The organism is Bacillus sp. ISL-7 (assembly GCF_018613065.1).
Genome location: NZ_JAGGQW010000049.1, coordinates 1 through 15,164, shown reverse-complemented (window position 1 = coordinate 15,164; position 15,164 = coordinate 1). Strand labels below are relative to the sequence as shown.

14 protein-coding genes are annotated in these 15,164 nt (G+C 38.2%); 2 read left to right on the top strand and 12 right to left on the bottom strand.

The window, feature by feature from the left end; translation table 11 throughout:
• Positions 1-14: 14 nt before the first annotated feature.
• The 10 genes from J7E66_RS20210 to J7E66_RS20165 all read right to left on the bottom strand — a co-directional run bounded on the left by J7E66_RS20210 (position 15) and on the right by J7E66_RS20165 (position 10,302).
• Complete coding sequence (locus J7E66_RS20210; protein WP_215003164.1) at positions 15-794, bottom strand: TerC family protein; 780 nt, start codon at positions 792-794, stop codon at positions 15-17.
• Between the two features lie 201 nt (positions 795-995).
• Positions 996-1,577 carry a TerD family protein gene (locus J7E66_RS20205; protein WP_088088708.1) on the bottom strand — a complete coding sequence of 194 codons (582 nt, stop codon included), beginning with the start codon at positions 1,575-1,577 and terminating at the stop codon, positions 996-998.
• A 102-nt stretch (positions 1,578-1,679) separates the two neighbouring features.
• Positions 1,680-2,273 carry a YpjP family protein gene (locus J7E66_RS20200; protein WP_215003162.1) on the bottom strand — a complete coding sequence of 198 codons (594 nt, stop codon included), beginning with the start codon at positions 2,271-2,273 and terminating at the stop codon, positions 1,680-1,682.
• A gap of 160 nt (positions 2,274-2,433) precedes the next feature.
• Positions 2,434-2,868 (bottom strand): BrxA/BrxB family bacilliredoxin, encoded by a 435-nt coding sequence (locus J7E66_RS20195; RefSeq protein WP_215003160.1) that lies wholly within the window; start codon positions 2,866-2,868, stop codon positions 2,434-2,436.
• A 63-nt stretch (positions 2,869-2,931) separates the two neighbouring features.
• Positions 2,932-4,065 (bottom strand): conserved virulence factor C family protein, encoded by a 1,134-nt coding sequence (locus J7E66_RS20190; protein ID WP_215003158.1) that lies wholly within the window; start codon positions 4,063-4,065, stop codon positions 2,932-2,934.
• 105 nt (positions 4,066-4,170) lie between these two features.
• On the bottom strand, positions 4,171-6,060 hold the full coding sequence (locus tag J7E66_RS20185) for an ABC-F family ATP-binding cassette domain-containing protein (RefSeq protein ID WP_215003156.1): 1,890 nt from the start codon (positions 6,058-6,060) through the stop codon (positions 4,171-4,173).
• Complete coding sequence (locus tag J7E66_RS20180) at positions 6,057-6,704, bottom strand: HD domain-containing protein (RefSeq protein ID WP_168244844.1); 648 nt, start codon at positions 6,702-6,704, stop codon at positions 6,057-6,059. The genes J7E66_RS20185 and J7E66_RS20180 overlap by 4 nt, the downstream gene beginning before the upstream one ends.
• A 293-nt stretch (positions 6,705-6,997) precedes the next feature.
• Positions 6,998-7,846, bottom strand: coding sequence for a DegV family protein (locus J7E66_RS20175; protein WP_215003154.1), 849 nt, complete (start codon positions 7,844-7,846; stop codon positions 6,998-7,000).
• A gap of 134 nt (positions 7,847-7,980) precedes the next feature.
• Positions 7,981-8,499 (bottom strand): hypothetical protein, encoded by a 519-nt coding sequence (locus J7E66_RS20170; RefSeq protein WP_215003152.1) that lies wholly within the window; start codon positions 8,497-8,499, stop codon positions 7,981-7,983.
• Positions 8,500-8,598: 99 nt separating this feature from the next.
• Positions 8,599-10,302, bottom strand: coding sequence for a formate--tetrahydrofolate ligase (locus tag J7E66_RS20165; protein WP_251033034.1), 1,704 nt, complete (start codon positions 10,300-10,302; stop codon positions 8,599-8,601).
• Between the two features lie 226 nt (positions 10,303-10,528).
• Between J7E66_RS20165 and metA the strand changes: the two genes are divergently transcribed.
• The gene (gene metA / locus J7E66_RS20160; protein ID WP_215003148.1) at positions 10,529-11,437 is read left to right on the top strand and encodes a homoserine O-acetyltransferase MetA; all 909 of its coding nucleotides are present in this window, start codon (positions 10,529-10,531) and stop codon (positions 11,435-11,437) included.
• Positions 11,438-11,563: 126 nt separating this feature from the next.
• Positions 11,564-11,776: a DUF3892 domain-containing protein gene (locus J7E66_RS20155; RefSeq protein WP_215003146.1), complete on the top strand. Its 213-nt coding sequence runs from the start codon at positions 11,564-11,566 to the stop codon at positions 11,774-11,776.
• Positions 11,777-11,810: 34 nt separating this feature from the next.
• Here the strand turns inward: J7E66_RS20155 and mntR are convergent, their stop codons facing one another.
• A complete protein-coding gene (mntR, locus tag J7E66_RS20150) occupies positions 11,811-12,233 on the bottom strand; it encodes a transcriptional regulator MntR (protein WP_215003144.1) in 423 nt (140 codons plus the stop codon).
• A gap of 93 nt (positions 12,234-12,326) precedes the next feature.
• Positions 12,327-14,495, bottom strand: a complete 2,169-nt coding sequence (locus J7E66_RS20145; protein WP_215003142.1) for a DNA topoisomerase III — start codon at positions 14,493-14,495, stop codon at positions 12,327-12,329.
• Between the last annotated feature and the right edge of the window lie 669 nt (positions 14,496-15,164).

Sequence of the window (15,164 nt, the reverse complement as noted above, 5' to 3'; positions counted from 1 at the left end):
TTAGTCAACAATTTTTAATTTTCTTTGCTAGTTTCCTTTTTCTTATTCATGAAGTGAACAATAAAGGTAGCTCCAAATGTTACGGCTAGAATAATAAAGAAATGTAATGATTCAATATGGATGTTGAATAACGGTAAGGTTAGTGCCATCTTAATAGAAATGATTAGGATTAAGATATAAGCGGTGGTTTCAAGTTCAGGAATCCTGTCGATTAGTGTAAGAAAAACTCCGGCAACGCCACGCATCATTAACACACCAAGGATCCCACCTACAAATAAAATCCATACCTGATTGCTGACCCCAAATGCCGCAAGAACGCTGTCTACTGAGAATGCAATATCCATTAATTCAACGGCAGCTACCGTTCCCCAAAAGGTACCAAATAAGCGTATTAGCAAGCCGCCTTGGTTAATTCCTGCTGCTTCCTCATCATCGTGACCAGTATCACCTTTACGCTTATCGATGAAATACTTAATCGCTAACCAAGCAAGATACGCGGCACCAAGGGCTTTAATGACCCAAAACTTGATTAAGTATACTCCGATTCCAATCGCAATAAATCGGAATATATATGCTCCTAATAAACCATAGAACAAGGCTCTCTTACGCTTTTTAGGTTCCAAATGTTTAACCATAACGGCTAAAACAAGCGCATTATCAGCAGAAAGTAATCCTTCTAAAATAATAAGTGTCCCAATAAGTCCCCAGCTGACTGGATCGGCTAATATTTTACCCCACATATTCAAATCAAAAAATTGCGCATAGGTGTCCAAGATATGATTCAAAACTGACATTAAAGTAATTCCTCCTAGAATAGAAAAGCGGAAGCGCCTTGTTCAGGGCAAGCATAAGACTCCGTCATGAAGGTTGTACTTTAACCTCCATGATGGATTGGCTGTAGACCATAGAGCCCCTAGGCGCAGCAGCTAGACATATTGTTAACAAAGCTTTTGTAAAAAGACCCATTATTGATTGGGTCTCTTCATTTTGAAATATTAACCTATCGATAGTCCAAAGTCAGTTGCAAGTGCAGCTAATCCGCCTTGATACCCACTGCCGATGGCACTAAATTTCCATTCACCATTGTGGCGATACAATTCACCAACAACAATTGCTGTTTCAATCGAGAAGTCCTCACCTAAATCATAGCGAATCAATTCTTCACCGTTTGCCTCATTGTAAATGCGGGCATAGGCATTTGAAACCTGTCCAAAGTTTTGATTTCTGCTTTCTGCGTCATGAATTGTAATGGTAAACGCAATCCGCTGAATATTGGCTGGAATAGTTGTAAGGCTTACTTTAATGCCTTCATCATCACCATCACCAGCACCTGTGCGATTATCTCCAGTATGTACCACAGCTCCATTTGCTCCTTGTGGATTATTATAGAAAATAAAGTCACTTTCATTTGTAACTTTTCCATTTTCTCCTAATAGGAAAACTGATGAATCTAAATCAAAGTCATTTCCACCATCATATTTGTTTGTGTCCCATCCTAATCCAACCACAACATTTGTTAAACCAGGATTGGTTTTTGTTAAATCAACTTTTTGACCTTTTGATAAACTTACTGCCATTTTTCATTCCTCCAATTTAGGTAATAGTCTATTTACGAGTTTGTCATAAAAAGGTTTCATTTATTATAATAAAATTTTTTCCTGCTAATAAGCAAATTCACATTAACTCATCCATTTAGGTGGTGTATTTTTAGCCCAAAAAATAGACCCTAACTCATGATGGTTCTGGAAATTATCATGGTAGGTGTGGTAATGAAAATTAAACCAGTAACCTGCTTGCGGTGGATTATCTCGTCTTACATGAAAACGAAGTATTTCTTTACCGATAGCGCGATTGTTAATATTAAAGATTTTTTCAGAAAGGCCGGCACCAGGATGTTCGGTTATGGTGAGATTTTTCAAATCTTCTTCAGGAAATTGGACAGCAATTTCTTCAAGTGCAGTTTCGATATTTGGTAAAATCATTTCCCGAAATTCATTTTCGATGACTGGTTTAATCCTTGGACCAAATTTTTGATATGACTGGAATTCTGCTTGTTTTATTAATTCTTCAATAAACTTTTCTTTGTCAAAATCTGATTCTTCAATAAACGTGTTTGTTTGTCCAAAGTGACTTTCGGTCGATGGCGCTTCAAAGGCATCACGATCGGCAAGATTCTCTCCATTTACCGTATTGATTAATTGTGTGGGGGTAACAAGTCCAAAAGTTAAAACAGATACTAATACAAATAACGTTTTACGAAGCCAATTGTTCATTTTTCATTTCACCTTATTCTTAGCAAGATTATGTATAATCTATTTTTTCTAAAATTAGTTATTATACAAAATATTATACTTCTTTTTTCTTATAAATGGAAAAAAACAGTTTAAAAATCACAATTTAATCATAGAAAAAGGATGTCGGTTGACATCCTAATTAGCAGTGGGCTTCAAATGCCCCAAGTAAATTATGCATAACTGTTTCCATCGGCATTCCTTCAATATCATGTCTAGGAATGAAATGAACGACTTTTTTATCTTTTAATAATGCCATAGATGGTGATGATGGTGCAATACCTTCGAAATACTCACGCATTTTCGCTGTGGCTTCTTTATCCTGTCCAGCAAAAACTGTTACTAGGTGGTTTGGCTTTTTTTCGCTATTTAGCACCGCTTGCGTTGCAGCAGGACGAGCCAATCCAGCAGCACATCCGCACACAGAATTTACGACAACCAGCGTTGTTCCGCTGACATTTTCCAAAAATTGTTCTACCTCTTGTGCAGTAGGTAGCTCTTCGAAGCCAGCTCTTGTTAATTCTTCGCGCATCGGTAAAACCATTTGTTTCATATATTCATCATAAGCATTTGACATTTTAAATCACTCCGTTTCGGTTCATCCACTTTAGAATACCTAATCTATTAGCTATTTGCAATTTTATTCGGTCGCTTTCCTTGATTCAGTCATTTGCTTCCAAACAGAACCTTTAGCTTCTTTACCGCCTTCAATTCTTTCAATCGCCATTTTTATTTGCAAACTGACTTCAAATTCCGAATCATTTTCGGCAGCTTTTAACGCTGGAAGGGCCTTTTCATCGCCTGCCTCATATAAAAACATAGCTGCCCGCCAGCGAACTAACTTGCTCTTATCCTGCAATGCTTCCATCATCTCGTCGGCTGCTTCTGGAAACCCTAAATCTGATAGACAATCTCCCGCGGTTCTTCGAACGGTCACAGTTTTATCTTTCAATGCCTGATATAAAAGCGGAAGTACCTCTTTCTCTTTGATCATGCCTAGGTACACTGTTGCAAGCCTTCGAATCGAAGCCTTTTCATCAGATAATGCTTTTTCAAGTACGGGTAAATCCTCTAGTTCCGGATCATCCATTTGCTCGAGGAGTTGATAGCGAATCTGCCAATCGGGATTCTGCAAATCCTCCAATGTTACCTTTTTGCGAGAAAGATTAATTTTTGGTTCTGAAGTAGATTCTGCTGATTGAGCATTTGTAACTAATTCTTCTAATCGTTCCAGTGGATACGCGGCAATGAGTTCATCGACTACCTCCTTGCCAATTTGGTCAAAATCTCCATAGCGAACGCCCTGATTTTGCCACTTTCGCAATAAGATATAGTTATCTTCAGGAAGCTGTGCCCTTTCTCTTGCCTTTAAAAAGTGTTCCGCCAATCCAAACCGTCTTTCAGTAGCACCATCGGTAAGCTTTACTTGGAGTGGAATATCCTTAAACATTTGGATTTCAACCTTAATTTCACCAAAATGTTCATCTATTTTTTCTGTGTTTGCAGTTTCATTCGCTTTTTCTCCAAATGCCTGGCGAACTTGAGGTAATAATTCCTTCCAATCATATCTTGCATTCCGCTCGACAGCAAGAAAGTCTGCGACATGGTACACGCCTTTGATGCCTTCGATTTGAAGGATGGATTGGATAACGGCTGGCGCATTTGTTGCTGTTTCTTTTTTATAATTATGGCTTTTCCCCATAGGAAGTTCTTCATCTAAATTAATTTTCATTGTATTCGGACTTGGCGTTGGTTCAATCGCCTTAATTTTCAAAAAGATCACCTAATTCTTATGATTTCTTTATCCAGTTTATCATATTCGATAAGTTTCAATCACCGGATATGCTTGAAGAAAAAGAGTACGTCCATGGACGCACTCTTATTCCTTTTCGGCCAGCTCTGCCAGATATGACCAGCGTTCGATTAAGTACTCAAGCTTTTCGTTTAATTCGTTTTCTTGCTTCATCAAATCCTGTGCTTTCGTAAAATCACTGCCTGTTTTCGCCATTTCAACACCTATTTCTTCAATGCGGGTCTCTGTTTTCGCAATATCCTCGTCAATTGATTCCCATTCTTTTTTCTCTAGATAAGTCATTTTTTTCTTTTTTTCTTTCTCAACCGGTTTAGTTGGCTTGGCCGAAACTGCGACTGTTTTTCGTGCTTCAAGCGCTGATTCCTTCTCAAGATACTCTGTATAATTCCCAAAGAATGAATCTATCGTACCTTCCCCTTGTAGTACGAGAAGCTGTTCAGCCACCTTATCTAAGAAATAGCGGTCATGAGAAACAGTGATTACCACTCCCGGGAAATCTTCCAAATAATCTTCAAGTACCGTCAGTGTCTGGGTATCGAGATCATTGGTTGGTTCGTCCAACAATAACACATTTGGTGCAGTCATCAATATTTTTAACAAATATAAACGTCGTTTTTCTCCGCCCGATAGCTTTCGAATTGGGGTACCGTGCGAAAATGGAGGAAATAGAAAGCGTTCAAGCATTTGAGCAGCAGAGATCGTTTTCCCATCCGATGTTTCGACAATCTCGGCCGTCTCTTTAATGTATTCAATCATCCGCTTATTTTCATCCATATCTTCACTTTCCTGTGTATAATAAGCGATTTTCACCGTTTGCCCCATGATAAACTCACCCTCATCAAGGGGGATATGTTTTGCGAGGATATTTAATAAGGTTGATTTCCCGGTTCCGTTTTTCCCGATAATACCAATCCGATCCCCCGGCTTCACAAGTAAATCAAAATGATTTAAAATCGTTTTTGCTCCGTATCGCTTGGAAGCATCCTTCAGTTCAAATACCTGCTTGCCAAGCCGACTGCCATTTAACGAGATATCCATCTTTTCAGAAGATGACTGCCCACTCGAAACCTTTTCATCGAGCTCATCAAAACGTTGAATCCTCGCCTTTTGTTTTGTAGACCTGGCTTTTGCACCACGCCTAATCCATTCGAGCTCCCTGCGGAACAGATTCTTACTTTTTTCAAAGGTAGCTGCCTCATTTTCTTCACGAATCGCTTTTGCTTCTAAAAAGGCGGCATAGTTCCCTTTATAACTGTATAATTGACCACTATCGAGCTCAAACATCCGATTCGCAACCCGATCTAAAAAGTAGCGATCATGTGTGACAAGCAAGATCGAGCCATTGTATCTACTTAAATAATCCTCTAACCATTTTACCGAATCAAAATCAAGATGGTTCGTAGGTTCGTCTAAAATAAGTAAATCCGGCTCGGCGATTAATACTTGAGCTAATGCGACGCGCTTTTTCTGTCCGCCCGAAAGTTCACTGATTCTTTTTGTAAATTCCTCAATCCCTAATTTCATTAAAATCGACTTTGCATTGGTACTAGCATCCCAAGCATTTAAAGCATCCATTTGCTTTTGTAATTCAAAAAGGTCTTCTTGGACTTTCGTGTCATTTGGAGAAAGATTCAGTTCTAATAAAGTTTTTTCATAAGCACGCATTAGTTTTAGGATGGGAGCATCGCCATGGAAGACTTGTTCAAGGACCGTTTTGTCACCGTCTAACTCCGGCTGTTGGTCTAAAAATGTAATGGAATAGTCTTTACTTGTGATGATTTTTCCTTCGTCAGGAGTATCTAGTCCTGCAATAATTTTTAATAATGATGATTTACCGGTCCCGTTGATCCCGATTAATCCCACACGATCTTTTTCTTTAATCGTGAACGAGATATTGTTAAAGAGCTGTTTTTCCCCATACGTTTTCGAAACATTTTCTCCTGTGAGCATTTTCATTCTTGTCCATCCCATTCTTGGTAAAATTGTTCTAAAAAGGTTTCCATCATTTGTTGACGGCTTTCTGCCATTTCTCGGGCAGACTCTGTATTTAGTAAATCTTTTAATTTAAGCAACTTTTCATAAAAGTGGTGAATACTTGTTGATTTACCTTTTCGATACTCTTCTAAGCTCATTTCGTTTCGAACCTTAATGCCGGGGTTATAAATTGGTTGTCCTTTTTTACCGCCATAGGCAAACGCCCTCGCAATCCCGATGGCTCCAATCGCATCTAATCGGTCTGCATCCTGGACGATTTTGGCTTCAATCGTTGAGAGCTCACTGTTTATGCCGCCTTTATAGGAAATCGTTGCGATAATTTGTTTTATATGTTTTTTTTCATTATCTGTTAGCGGAATTGTTTGCAAAAAGGTTTCCAATTTTTCTTCACCTTTTTCGATACTTTCATTCAACTTTTCATCAGGGATGTCATGGAGTAATGCAGCCATTTCAATAATGAACGCCTCTCCTGTCTTTTCTTCCCTGCAAATATGTAACGCATTCCGTCGAACGCGGTCGACATGGAACCAATCATGGCCTGTCGCATCTTCAGCTAATTCATTACGGACAAATTCTTCTGTTAGCACAATTATCGGATTCTTCATTGCTTGAAAGCACCTACCTTTATCCTTGCTATTTTAACATGAAAAACAAACAAAAAATAACCCCGAATGTTCGGGATTATTTTTTGTTAGCTTGGCGTCCGCTTTTTTTCTGACTTTGCGACTTGCTATTACCAATTTGAAACTCGCTTCCAAGTTCAATATCATTTCGTTTGTCTTGCTTTTCAATTTGTTCTCTTGTTTGGTTCGGATTTTGTCTCCCTTGCTTACTAATGGCGCATCTCCCTCTCATCTAAGATTTAATGCAATTTTAGTATGCTCAGTTTGGGAGTAAGTTATTTCAACTCATTATGCCAGCTGATGCCAAGGGTATTTTCACCTGCATGCACGCCGATTACCGCGCCTAATGGACAACAGTTAATTTCTAGTTGAGGAAATTCCTTTCTTAATTCATCCTTCCAATTAGCTGCGTGACCCTCGTGCAATCCATATAAAATATATACCTCTTTAAAATGATGCTGCTCGTAGGATGACCTTAAGTAATCCAATATTTTTTCCTTTGCCTTTTTCTCACTTCTTGCTTTTTCTTTCACACTCAGCGCACCATCTTCGATCGAAATAATTGGTTTAACGTTAAGCATGCTGCCGAGAAAGAATTTCAAGCCTGACATTCTGCCGCTTCGGTGGAGCTGTTCTAAACTGCCAACAAGAACATAGGTCTCGTTGGTTTTCTTAATTCTTTCGAGTTGACTGATTACTGATTCAAGACTAGCGCCTGCTTCAAGCAGCCTTATTCCTTCTTTAAGTAAAGCCGTCATTGGATAGGTTAGGATATTGGAATCAAAGGTGGTTACCGGAATCTCAACAAGCATTGCAGCTTGATCACTCGAGGATACCGTGCCACTTAATTTTCCTGATAAAAGAACGGCGACAACTTGGTCGTAATCCTTAGACAGTTGTTCGTATAATGTTTGAAAGGCTCCAATGGAAGGTTGCGATGTTTTAGGTGGATTTTTAAGTTGCTTTAATCTCTCGAATAATTGAGCAGGGGTTAAGTCAATCCCATCAGAAAATTCCTCACCATCAAGTAAGATCGTTAGTGGAATGGTATATAAATCTGGATGATTTTTTAATTCTTCGTCTAAATAGGCTGTACTATCTGTGACCCAAGCCGTTTTGACCAACGTCATCTCCCCTTTTTTATAAAAAAATGAACAGATATGTAAATTAATCGTACATAAAAATTTGAATATTGTAAATATTTTAAAGACCTAATTAAAACCAGCTTTGGATAAAAAGCTGGTTTCGCTTCATATTACTAAAATTCCCTGTTCAGTTGCTTAAGAGTTGTCATGATAAACTCAGTCATTTCAACCAAATCATCCACTTGGTCTTCCCGAATCAATCGATCAAAATCAACATTAATCACATGAGTCTGCTTTCGTACAATTTCAAGTGGTCGATACTGAACAATTTGAGTTATCTTTCGCGTGGACCCCCATACGTTTAGTAGGATGTTTTCAACCGCATGAAAGTCTATTTCCATGTCTTTATGTTCAATTAAAAATTGAAGCCTTAAATGACACCCTGCCTTCTGTTCTGATTGTAAGGCCGGTAAAAGCTCTGCTGCTAGATTAACCAGGTTTGATGTCATTTCAATATTCGCTATTATACTGCTTTTAGGTAAACGGAAAGATACATCAAATTTCCGAGACATCTTAGCCATGTTGATTAGATCGTTTCGGTCCGTAATAACAATCTCACCGATAATATCTAAATCATAAAGTGCACCTTCAATCACCACTTTCATGTTATCAAAGGCTGTCGGATCAAACATATCCCATCTACTCTCCTCTTAAGAAAAGCGCAAGCGCCCGCTCGGCCTCTTGCGCTAGACAGTTATCTAGGTTCAAATTTTGCTACTTTCTTTTTTGATTTAGAAAAGCCCAACTGCATTCCCGTTTTCATCCACATCCATATTTAAGGCAGCAGGTTTTTTCGGCAGCCCTGGCATGGTCATAACATCTCCAGTTAACGCAACGATAAATCCAGCCCCAATCGAAGGTTTAAACTCCCTGACCGTCACGCTGAAATCCGTTGGTCTACCTAACTTTACAGGATCATCAGACAAGGAATATTGAGATTTCGCCATACAAACAGCTAAATTAGACCAGCCGAATTTTTCAAAATCAATCAATTGTTTTTTAGCCTTTGAAGAAAATTCTACATCTTTTCCACCGTAAACCTTTTGGACAATTGTTCTAACTTTCTGTTCAATCGGATCAGATAGGTCGTATAAAGGCTTAAAATTGGTTTCATTCTTGTCAATGACAGCCAAAAGTGTTTCAGCTAGCTCGATGCCTCCTGCTCCGCCTTTTTCCCACACTTCGGTTAAGGCAACAGGAACATTCTCTCTTTCACACCATTCAAGTAATGTTTTTACTTCAAGTTCTGTATCAGTGATGAATTTGTTAACAGCAACAACTACTGGTAATCCAAAGCTATTGATTGTCTCAATGTGTTTTTTTAGATTTGCAAAACCAAGTGTTAGTGATGGAATATTCTCTTTAGCTAACTCACTTTTTGCTACTCCCCCATGCATTTTTAAGGCACGAATAGTCGCAACAATAACAACTGCTTCTGGTTGAATCCTCGCACTTCTTGATTTAATATGTAAAAACTTTTCTGCACCTAAATCTGCTCCAAAGCCAGCTTCAGTGATAACATAATCCGCTAACTGAGCTGCAGCTTTAGTTGCTATGACGCTATTACACCCATGGGCAATATTTGCAAACGGACCGCCGTGAATAAGAGCAGGCGTATGCTCAATTGTCTGAACAAGATTTGGTTTGACCGCATCTTTTAACAATAACGTTAATGCGCCTTCCACACCTAAGTCACCGACCGTTACCGGCTCCTTATGATAATTATAGGCAACAACCATCCGTGATAATCGTAGTTTTAAATCCTTTAGATCTGTTGCTAAACATAAAACCGCCATAATTTCCGATGCGACCGTAATGTCAAAGCCATCTTCCCTTGGAACACCTTGAAGGGGTCCACCAAGACCGATAATAACTTTTCTTAGTGCACGGTCATTTAAATCAAGGGACCGTTTCCAAACTATTCTCCGTTGATCTATGTTAAGTTCATTTCCTTGTTGAAGATGATTATCGATTAATGCGGCGAGGGCATTATTTGCAGTCGTAATCGCATGTAAATCTCCAGTAAAATGTAAGTTGATGTCTTCCATTGGCAGAACTTGCGAGTATCCACCGCCAGTCGCCCCACCCTTAATACCCATAGTTGGGCCGAGTGAAGGCTCTCTAATTGCGATCATTGTCTTTTTACCTATCCGATTAAAAGCATCTGCCAGTCCAACTGTCACAGTCGATTTACCTTCGCCTGCTGGTGTTGGATTAATGGAAGTGACAAGGATAATTTTTCCGCTATTCTTCGTTTTGAGTTTAGCAAGAGCTTCATTTGAGATTTTAGCTTTGAATTTACCAAAAAGTTCTAGATCATCCTCTTCCAAACCAATTTTTTCGGCGATTTCAACAATTGGCTTCATCTTTGATTCTTGTGCAATATCAATGTCTGATTTCACTTCTGTCTTTAATACCACCTTTATCCCTCGCATTCAGCATTTAGAATTGGACTTACGGTTTCATTGTAACAAATTAGCGCTTTCAATCCGATTATTAATTATGACAAATTAATTAATACTTTTCTGAATTTACAATAATGTTTATAATATAAATATCAAATATTTCAAATATTCATTGACTCCTTATCGTAGGTAGTTATATAAATGGATGTAGTATTTAGAAATACGCCTAATTAACCTGAAGAAAGGGGCTGATCACTTGCCAATTAACATTCCAAAACTCCTTCCAGCGAGGGAAATTCTCGAACACGAAAATATTTTCATTATGGATAATGAACGTGCTATTGCTCAGGACATCAGACCATTAAATATCCTCATTCTGAATTTAATGCCTGAAAAAGAAAAAGCAGAAACACAGCTTTTAAGACTATTAGGGAACTCGCCTTTACAAGTAAATGTCAATTTTCTAAAAACCAACTCTTATGAATCCACCCATACGAGTAAACAGCATCTCGAACAGTTTTACACCACCTTTTCCCAAGTGAAAAACCTAAAATTTGATGGGATGATTATTACTGGTGCCCCTGTAGAGCTATTAGAATTTGATCAAGTTAAATATTGGTCGGAATTAACTGAGATTATGGACTGGGCCAATCAAAATGTCACTTCGACGTTACATATTTGCTGGGGTGCGCAGGCTGCTCTTAACTATCATTATCGGATTGATAAATTTGAGTTACAGCGAAAATGCTCAGGTATTTATCCTCACCGGATTTTCGAACCAAATGACACTTTGCTGCGTGGGTTTGACGACCAGTTTTATGCTCCCCATTCTCGCTATACTGATGTATCGATTGAAGCAATTAAAAAGAATCCAGAATTAAAATTATTAGCCGCCTCTGAAGATGCAGGTGCCTTATTAATTGCCTCTCGGGATAGAAAGCATGTCATGATTACTGGACATTTGGAATATGAATCAGATTCACTGGCCCAAGAGTATGAAAGAGACTTGAACAAAGGCCTTGAAATCCATATACCGGAGAACTATTTTCCAAATAATGATCCAACCCAGCCGCCAATTAATCGCTGGCGTTCTCATGGTCATTTATTCTTTTCAAACTGGCTTAATTATTATGTATACCAGGAAACCCCTTTTTTTTGGGGTTAACACAAAGTATCGGGTAAATTCCGATGCTTTTTTTATATGATTGTTTGTTTATTATTTGAAAAAATAGAAAGAATATAGAAAAAAGCAAGGTATTGCTTTTAATAATAATTTTAGAGGAGACTTTTCATGGAATCAATTGTGGCACTTCACCGTAATTACTTTGGGGAAATTATCAATTTTGTCACTTCCGAGGGACGAATCATTTCTTACCGAAAGGCAATATTAGAGGCAGAAAATGGCCTAATTCAAGGGGTTCAGGCTATTGAGGAAGAGCATGGCAGAATGTCTTTAATCCCAGAGAGCGACCAATCTTTTGATCAATTCCCAAATTTGTATTAAAAGCACCTAGCAATTACTGCTAGGTGCTTCTTTATTAATCACTTTCATTCTGTTTTTGTATTTCATTTAATGCCTCTATACGCTTTTGGTCTTCTTCAAAAAACTGAACCAGGTCACCAATTCGATCAATTGAATCCCAGCTTAAATGGTGTTCAATCCCTTCGACATCGTTATATATATTTTCATTTTTTACACCGATGATTTTGAGGAACTGTTCAAGTAAATCATGTCTGAAGACCAGGCGCTTCCCAATCTTTTTCCCCTTGGCTGTTAACACAAGTCCTCTATATTTTTCGTAGACTAAATATTCATCTTTATCAAGTTTTTGCACCATTTTCGTTACTGAGGAGGGATGTACTGACAGCGCTTCGGCAATATCTGAGACTCGAGCGTATCCTTTTTCTTCAATCAATATATATATTTGTTCAATATAATCTTCCATACTTGGTGTTGGCATCCCATACCCTCCAAAAAATTACTCAACTAAAAGTTTACTATAGAAAAAAAATAGTGACAAGGCACTTTATCACTTATATAAAATAACAATTCTTTATTTTGCTGTCGTTTCTTCGAATAAAAATTTTACCCTTTTTTCAGTTTGGTCTATAAAAAGCCGGGCATTAAAGTTTTTTTCTTTATTGGTAAAACCTTCAATCAGCTCGGTTTTTCCTTCTGATAATAACAGTTTAATGTTCTTCTGGGTAATATTTTTACCTAATATCTTCTTTGAAATGGTGAAATCACAATGATTTTTTTGGTAATTTGAACAACCGTAAAAGCTGCCCTTATCTACGACTGAACCATCACATTTGTTACAAGGACCCAGCTTGGTAAAAGCCTGCTTCCTCCCTTTTTGCTTCCCAGGTGCAAAATTTTCGCGAATCTCCTCTGAGAACGACCAGTTAGTAGCTTGACCAATACTTGACGAAATTAAGTGAATGACCATCTTTTTTGTTTGCTCCATAAATTGCTTTGGTGCAGCAGACCCCTCTGATATTTCCTTTAGTTTCTGCTCCCACTTTGCGGTCATTTCTGGTGAAGCTAAAATTTCTTTGCCAATAGCCTCAATTAGGATTTTGGCTTTAGCTGTAGCATAAACTAAATTCTTAGTAACCTCAATATATAGACGGTCCTTTAGCATTGTAATGATGCCTGCTCTGGTTGCTTCTGTTCCAAGGCCCTCGGTCTTTGTCAGAATTTTTTCGAGTTCTTTATCATCTATATGCTTACCGGCCGTTTTCATTAACGTAATCAATTGACCTTCCGTATAGCGTTTTGGCGGCTGAGTTTTGCTTTCTTTGACTTCCACTTTATCCGTCCGACCCTGCTCACCTTCTGCTAACTTTGGTAGTGCTGGTTCATCATCGGTATCTTTTGGATTCAGGACTTTACGCCAGCCTTCTTCAATTTGAACCTTTCCTTTCGAGATAAACGCTGCCCTTCCATCCACCAATGTTGTCACAGTAGTATATTCAGCAATAGCCTTATTGTAGTGTGCGGCGATCAAACTTGTAACAACTAAATCGTAGATTTTTTTCTCATCTGGAGTGAGCCGCTCAACATTAGGGATTTGTTCCGTCGGAATAATCGCATAGTGGTCTGTGACCTTCTTTTCATTCACATAGCGTTTGTTTTCTGAAATCGAAGCAAATGGTAACGGGAAGAAGCTTTCGTAATCTTTAATATGACTTAATTTGTTTAAGACTTCCGGGAAAGTATTCGCTTCTTCTTTTGTAACGTACCGTGAATCTGAACGAGGGTATGAGACATTTCCCTTTTGATAGAGCTTTTGCATAACATCGAGAGTTTTCTTCGGTGAGAATTTAAAGCGTTTATTTGCCTCGGCTTGGAGGGCGGAAAGATTATACAAGAGTGGAGGAAAGAACTCTTTCCTTTCTGAAAGAACCTCGCTGACTTCGGCAGGTTTATCCCTGCAAAAAGCCGCAACTTTTTCGGCTAACTCTTTTGTATTCACTCGGGTTTCCCCATCGTTCTGCCATTTTCCAGTATATTTTTTTCCATTCATTAAAAAATGTGCGAGAACTTCCCAAAAGGGTTCAGACTTAAAGTTCTCTATTTCTATTTCTCTTTTAACAATAAGTGCTAAGGTTGGTGTTTGTACTCTACCAACTGAAAAGACATCGGAAAATCCTTGTTTTTGTAAAAGTAAGCTATACAAACGTGAAGCATTCATACCAACCACCCAGTCAGCACAAGCCCTTGTGTAGGCTTCAAAAAATAAGCTCCGTGTTTCTTGCTCGTCCAACAGCTTTTTAAAACCCTCTCTAATGCTATTAGCTGTTAACGACGAGATCCACAGCCTTTTCATGGGTTTGTGACATTTTGTTAACCTGAGGATATTGCGGATAATTAGTTCACCTTCGCGCCCCGCGTCACCCGCATGAATAATTTCAGTTACATTAGAATCAGACACTAACTTTTTTATGACTGCAAATTGTTTTGCCTTATCTTTCGTTACTTCGTATTCAAACTGTTCAGGGATAATTGGTAAATTATCTAACGACCATTTTTTCCAGCCTTGCTGATATTTTTCGGGAGAGACTAATTGGCATACATGACCAATTGCCCAAGTCACATAAGCTCCCTTAGGAAAAATATCATTTGGATAGATTTCGATAAAACCATTTTGTTTTTTATGTTTAAAGATTGATGCTAAGGTTGACCCTTGATCCGGCTTTTCGGCAATAATTAATTTCATTATGATTGCTCCCTTTTTACAAAGCATCCCGAAATCCATTTTACCCATTAAATCCATTGTTCGTAAAGATTAAATAATCACCACATCAACTAATTTCCTTTCCAATTTTATGATAGAGGATGATCGAGAATATATAATCGACTGTATCATTCTTCACTTTTCAGTAATTGTAGATTCATTCAATTTCTAAGTACAGTGGTCATAATGATAATAATTATTTTTAGAATTCCTCTCAAAGTTCTTACTATTAAAATAGCAGACTGCGTCACGAAATCTCCTTAGTATTTTGTCTGTTATTTGACAAATAGACTAAATAATAAAAAAGAGTGATCAAATGATCACCCAGTCTGTCGAAACATTCGACAGCCTCTTATTTTCTACAATAATTTTAACCATTCACCGCGTTAATTTATTATAATATTATTAATATATAGGCTTTGCAACATGTCTGTTGATTTGCGCTCCAGGCACTTCGCTTTCCGCGGGCGTGCCGGGGAGCCTCCTCGGCCCCGTACTCGAGGGCACTGAAAAAGTCCCTTGTTTTATAGCAGTTGTAGGTTGATTTTATCAACTCTTCAACTGCTTTTTATTTTATAATTGTGGTAATAAAACATTTTAGGTGGTATACAAATGATTTCCTTTCAAGATTCATTCAATCTTAGCCCATTC

Excerpts from the sequence above, each read along its gene's own strand:
- J7E66_RS20210 (WP_215003164.1), bottom strand. The coding sequence starts at position 794 with ATGTCAGTTTTGAATCATATCTTGGACACCTATGCGCAATTTTTTGAT.
- J7E66_RS20205 (WP_088088708.1), bottom strand. The coding sequence starts at position 1,577 with ATGGCAGTAAGTTTATCAAAAGGTCAAAAAGTTGATTTAACAAAAACC.
- J7E66_RS20200 (WP_215003162.1), bottom strand. The coding sequence starts at position 2,273 with ATGAACAATTGGCTTCGTAAAACGTTATTTGTATTAGTATCTGTTTTA.
- J7E66_RS20195 (WP_215003160.1), bottom strand. The coding sequence starts at position 2,868 with ATGTCAAATGCTTATGATGAATATATGAAACAAATGGTTTTACCGATG.
- J7E66_RS20185 (WP_215003156.1), bottom strand. The coding sequence starts at position 6,060 with ATGAAAATGCTCACAGGAGAAAATGTTTCGAAAACGTATGGGGAAAAA.
- J7E66_RS20180 (WP_168244844.1), bottom strand. The coding sequence starts at position 6,704 with ATGAAGAATCCGATAATTGTGCTAACAGAAGAATTTGTCCGTAATGAA.
- J7E66_RS20170 (WP_215003152.1), bottom strand. The coding sequence starts at position 8,499 with ATGTTTGATCCGACAGCCTTTGATAACATGAAAGTGGTGATTGAAGGT.
- J7E66_RS20165 (WP_251033034.1), bottom strand. The coding sequence starts at position 10,302 with ATGCGAGGGATAAAGGTGGTATTAAAGACAGAAGTGAAATCAGACATT.
- J7E66_RS20155 (WP_215003146.1), top strand. The coding sequence starts at position 11,564 with ATGGAATCAATTGTGGCACTTCACCGTAATTACTTTGGGGAAATTATC.
- mntR (WP_215003144.1), bottom strand. The coding sequence starts at position 12,233 with ATGCCAACACCAAGTATGGAAGATTATATTGAACAAATATATATATTG.
- J7E66_RS20145 (WP_215003142.1), bottom strand. The coding sequence starts at position 14,495 with ATGAAATTAATTATTGCCGAAAAGCCGGATCAAGGGTCAACCTTAGCA.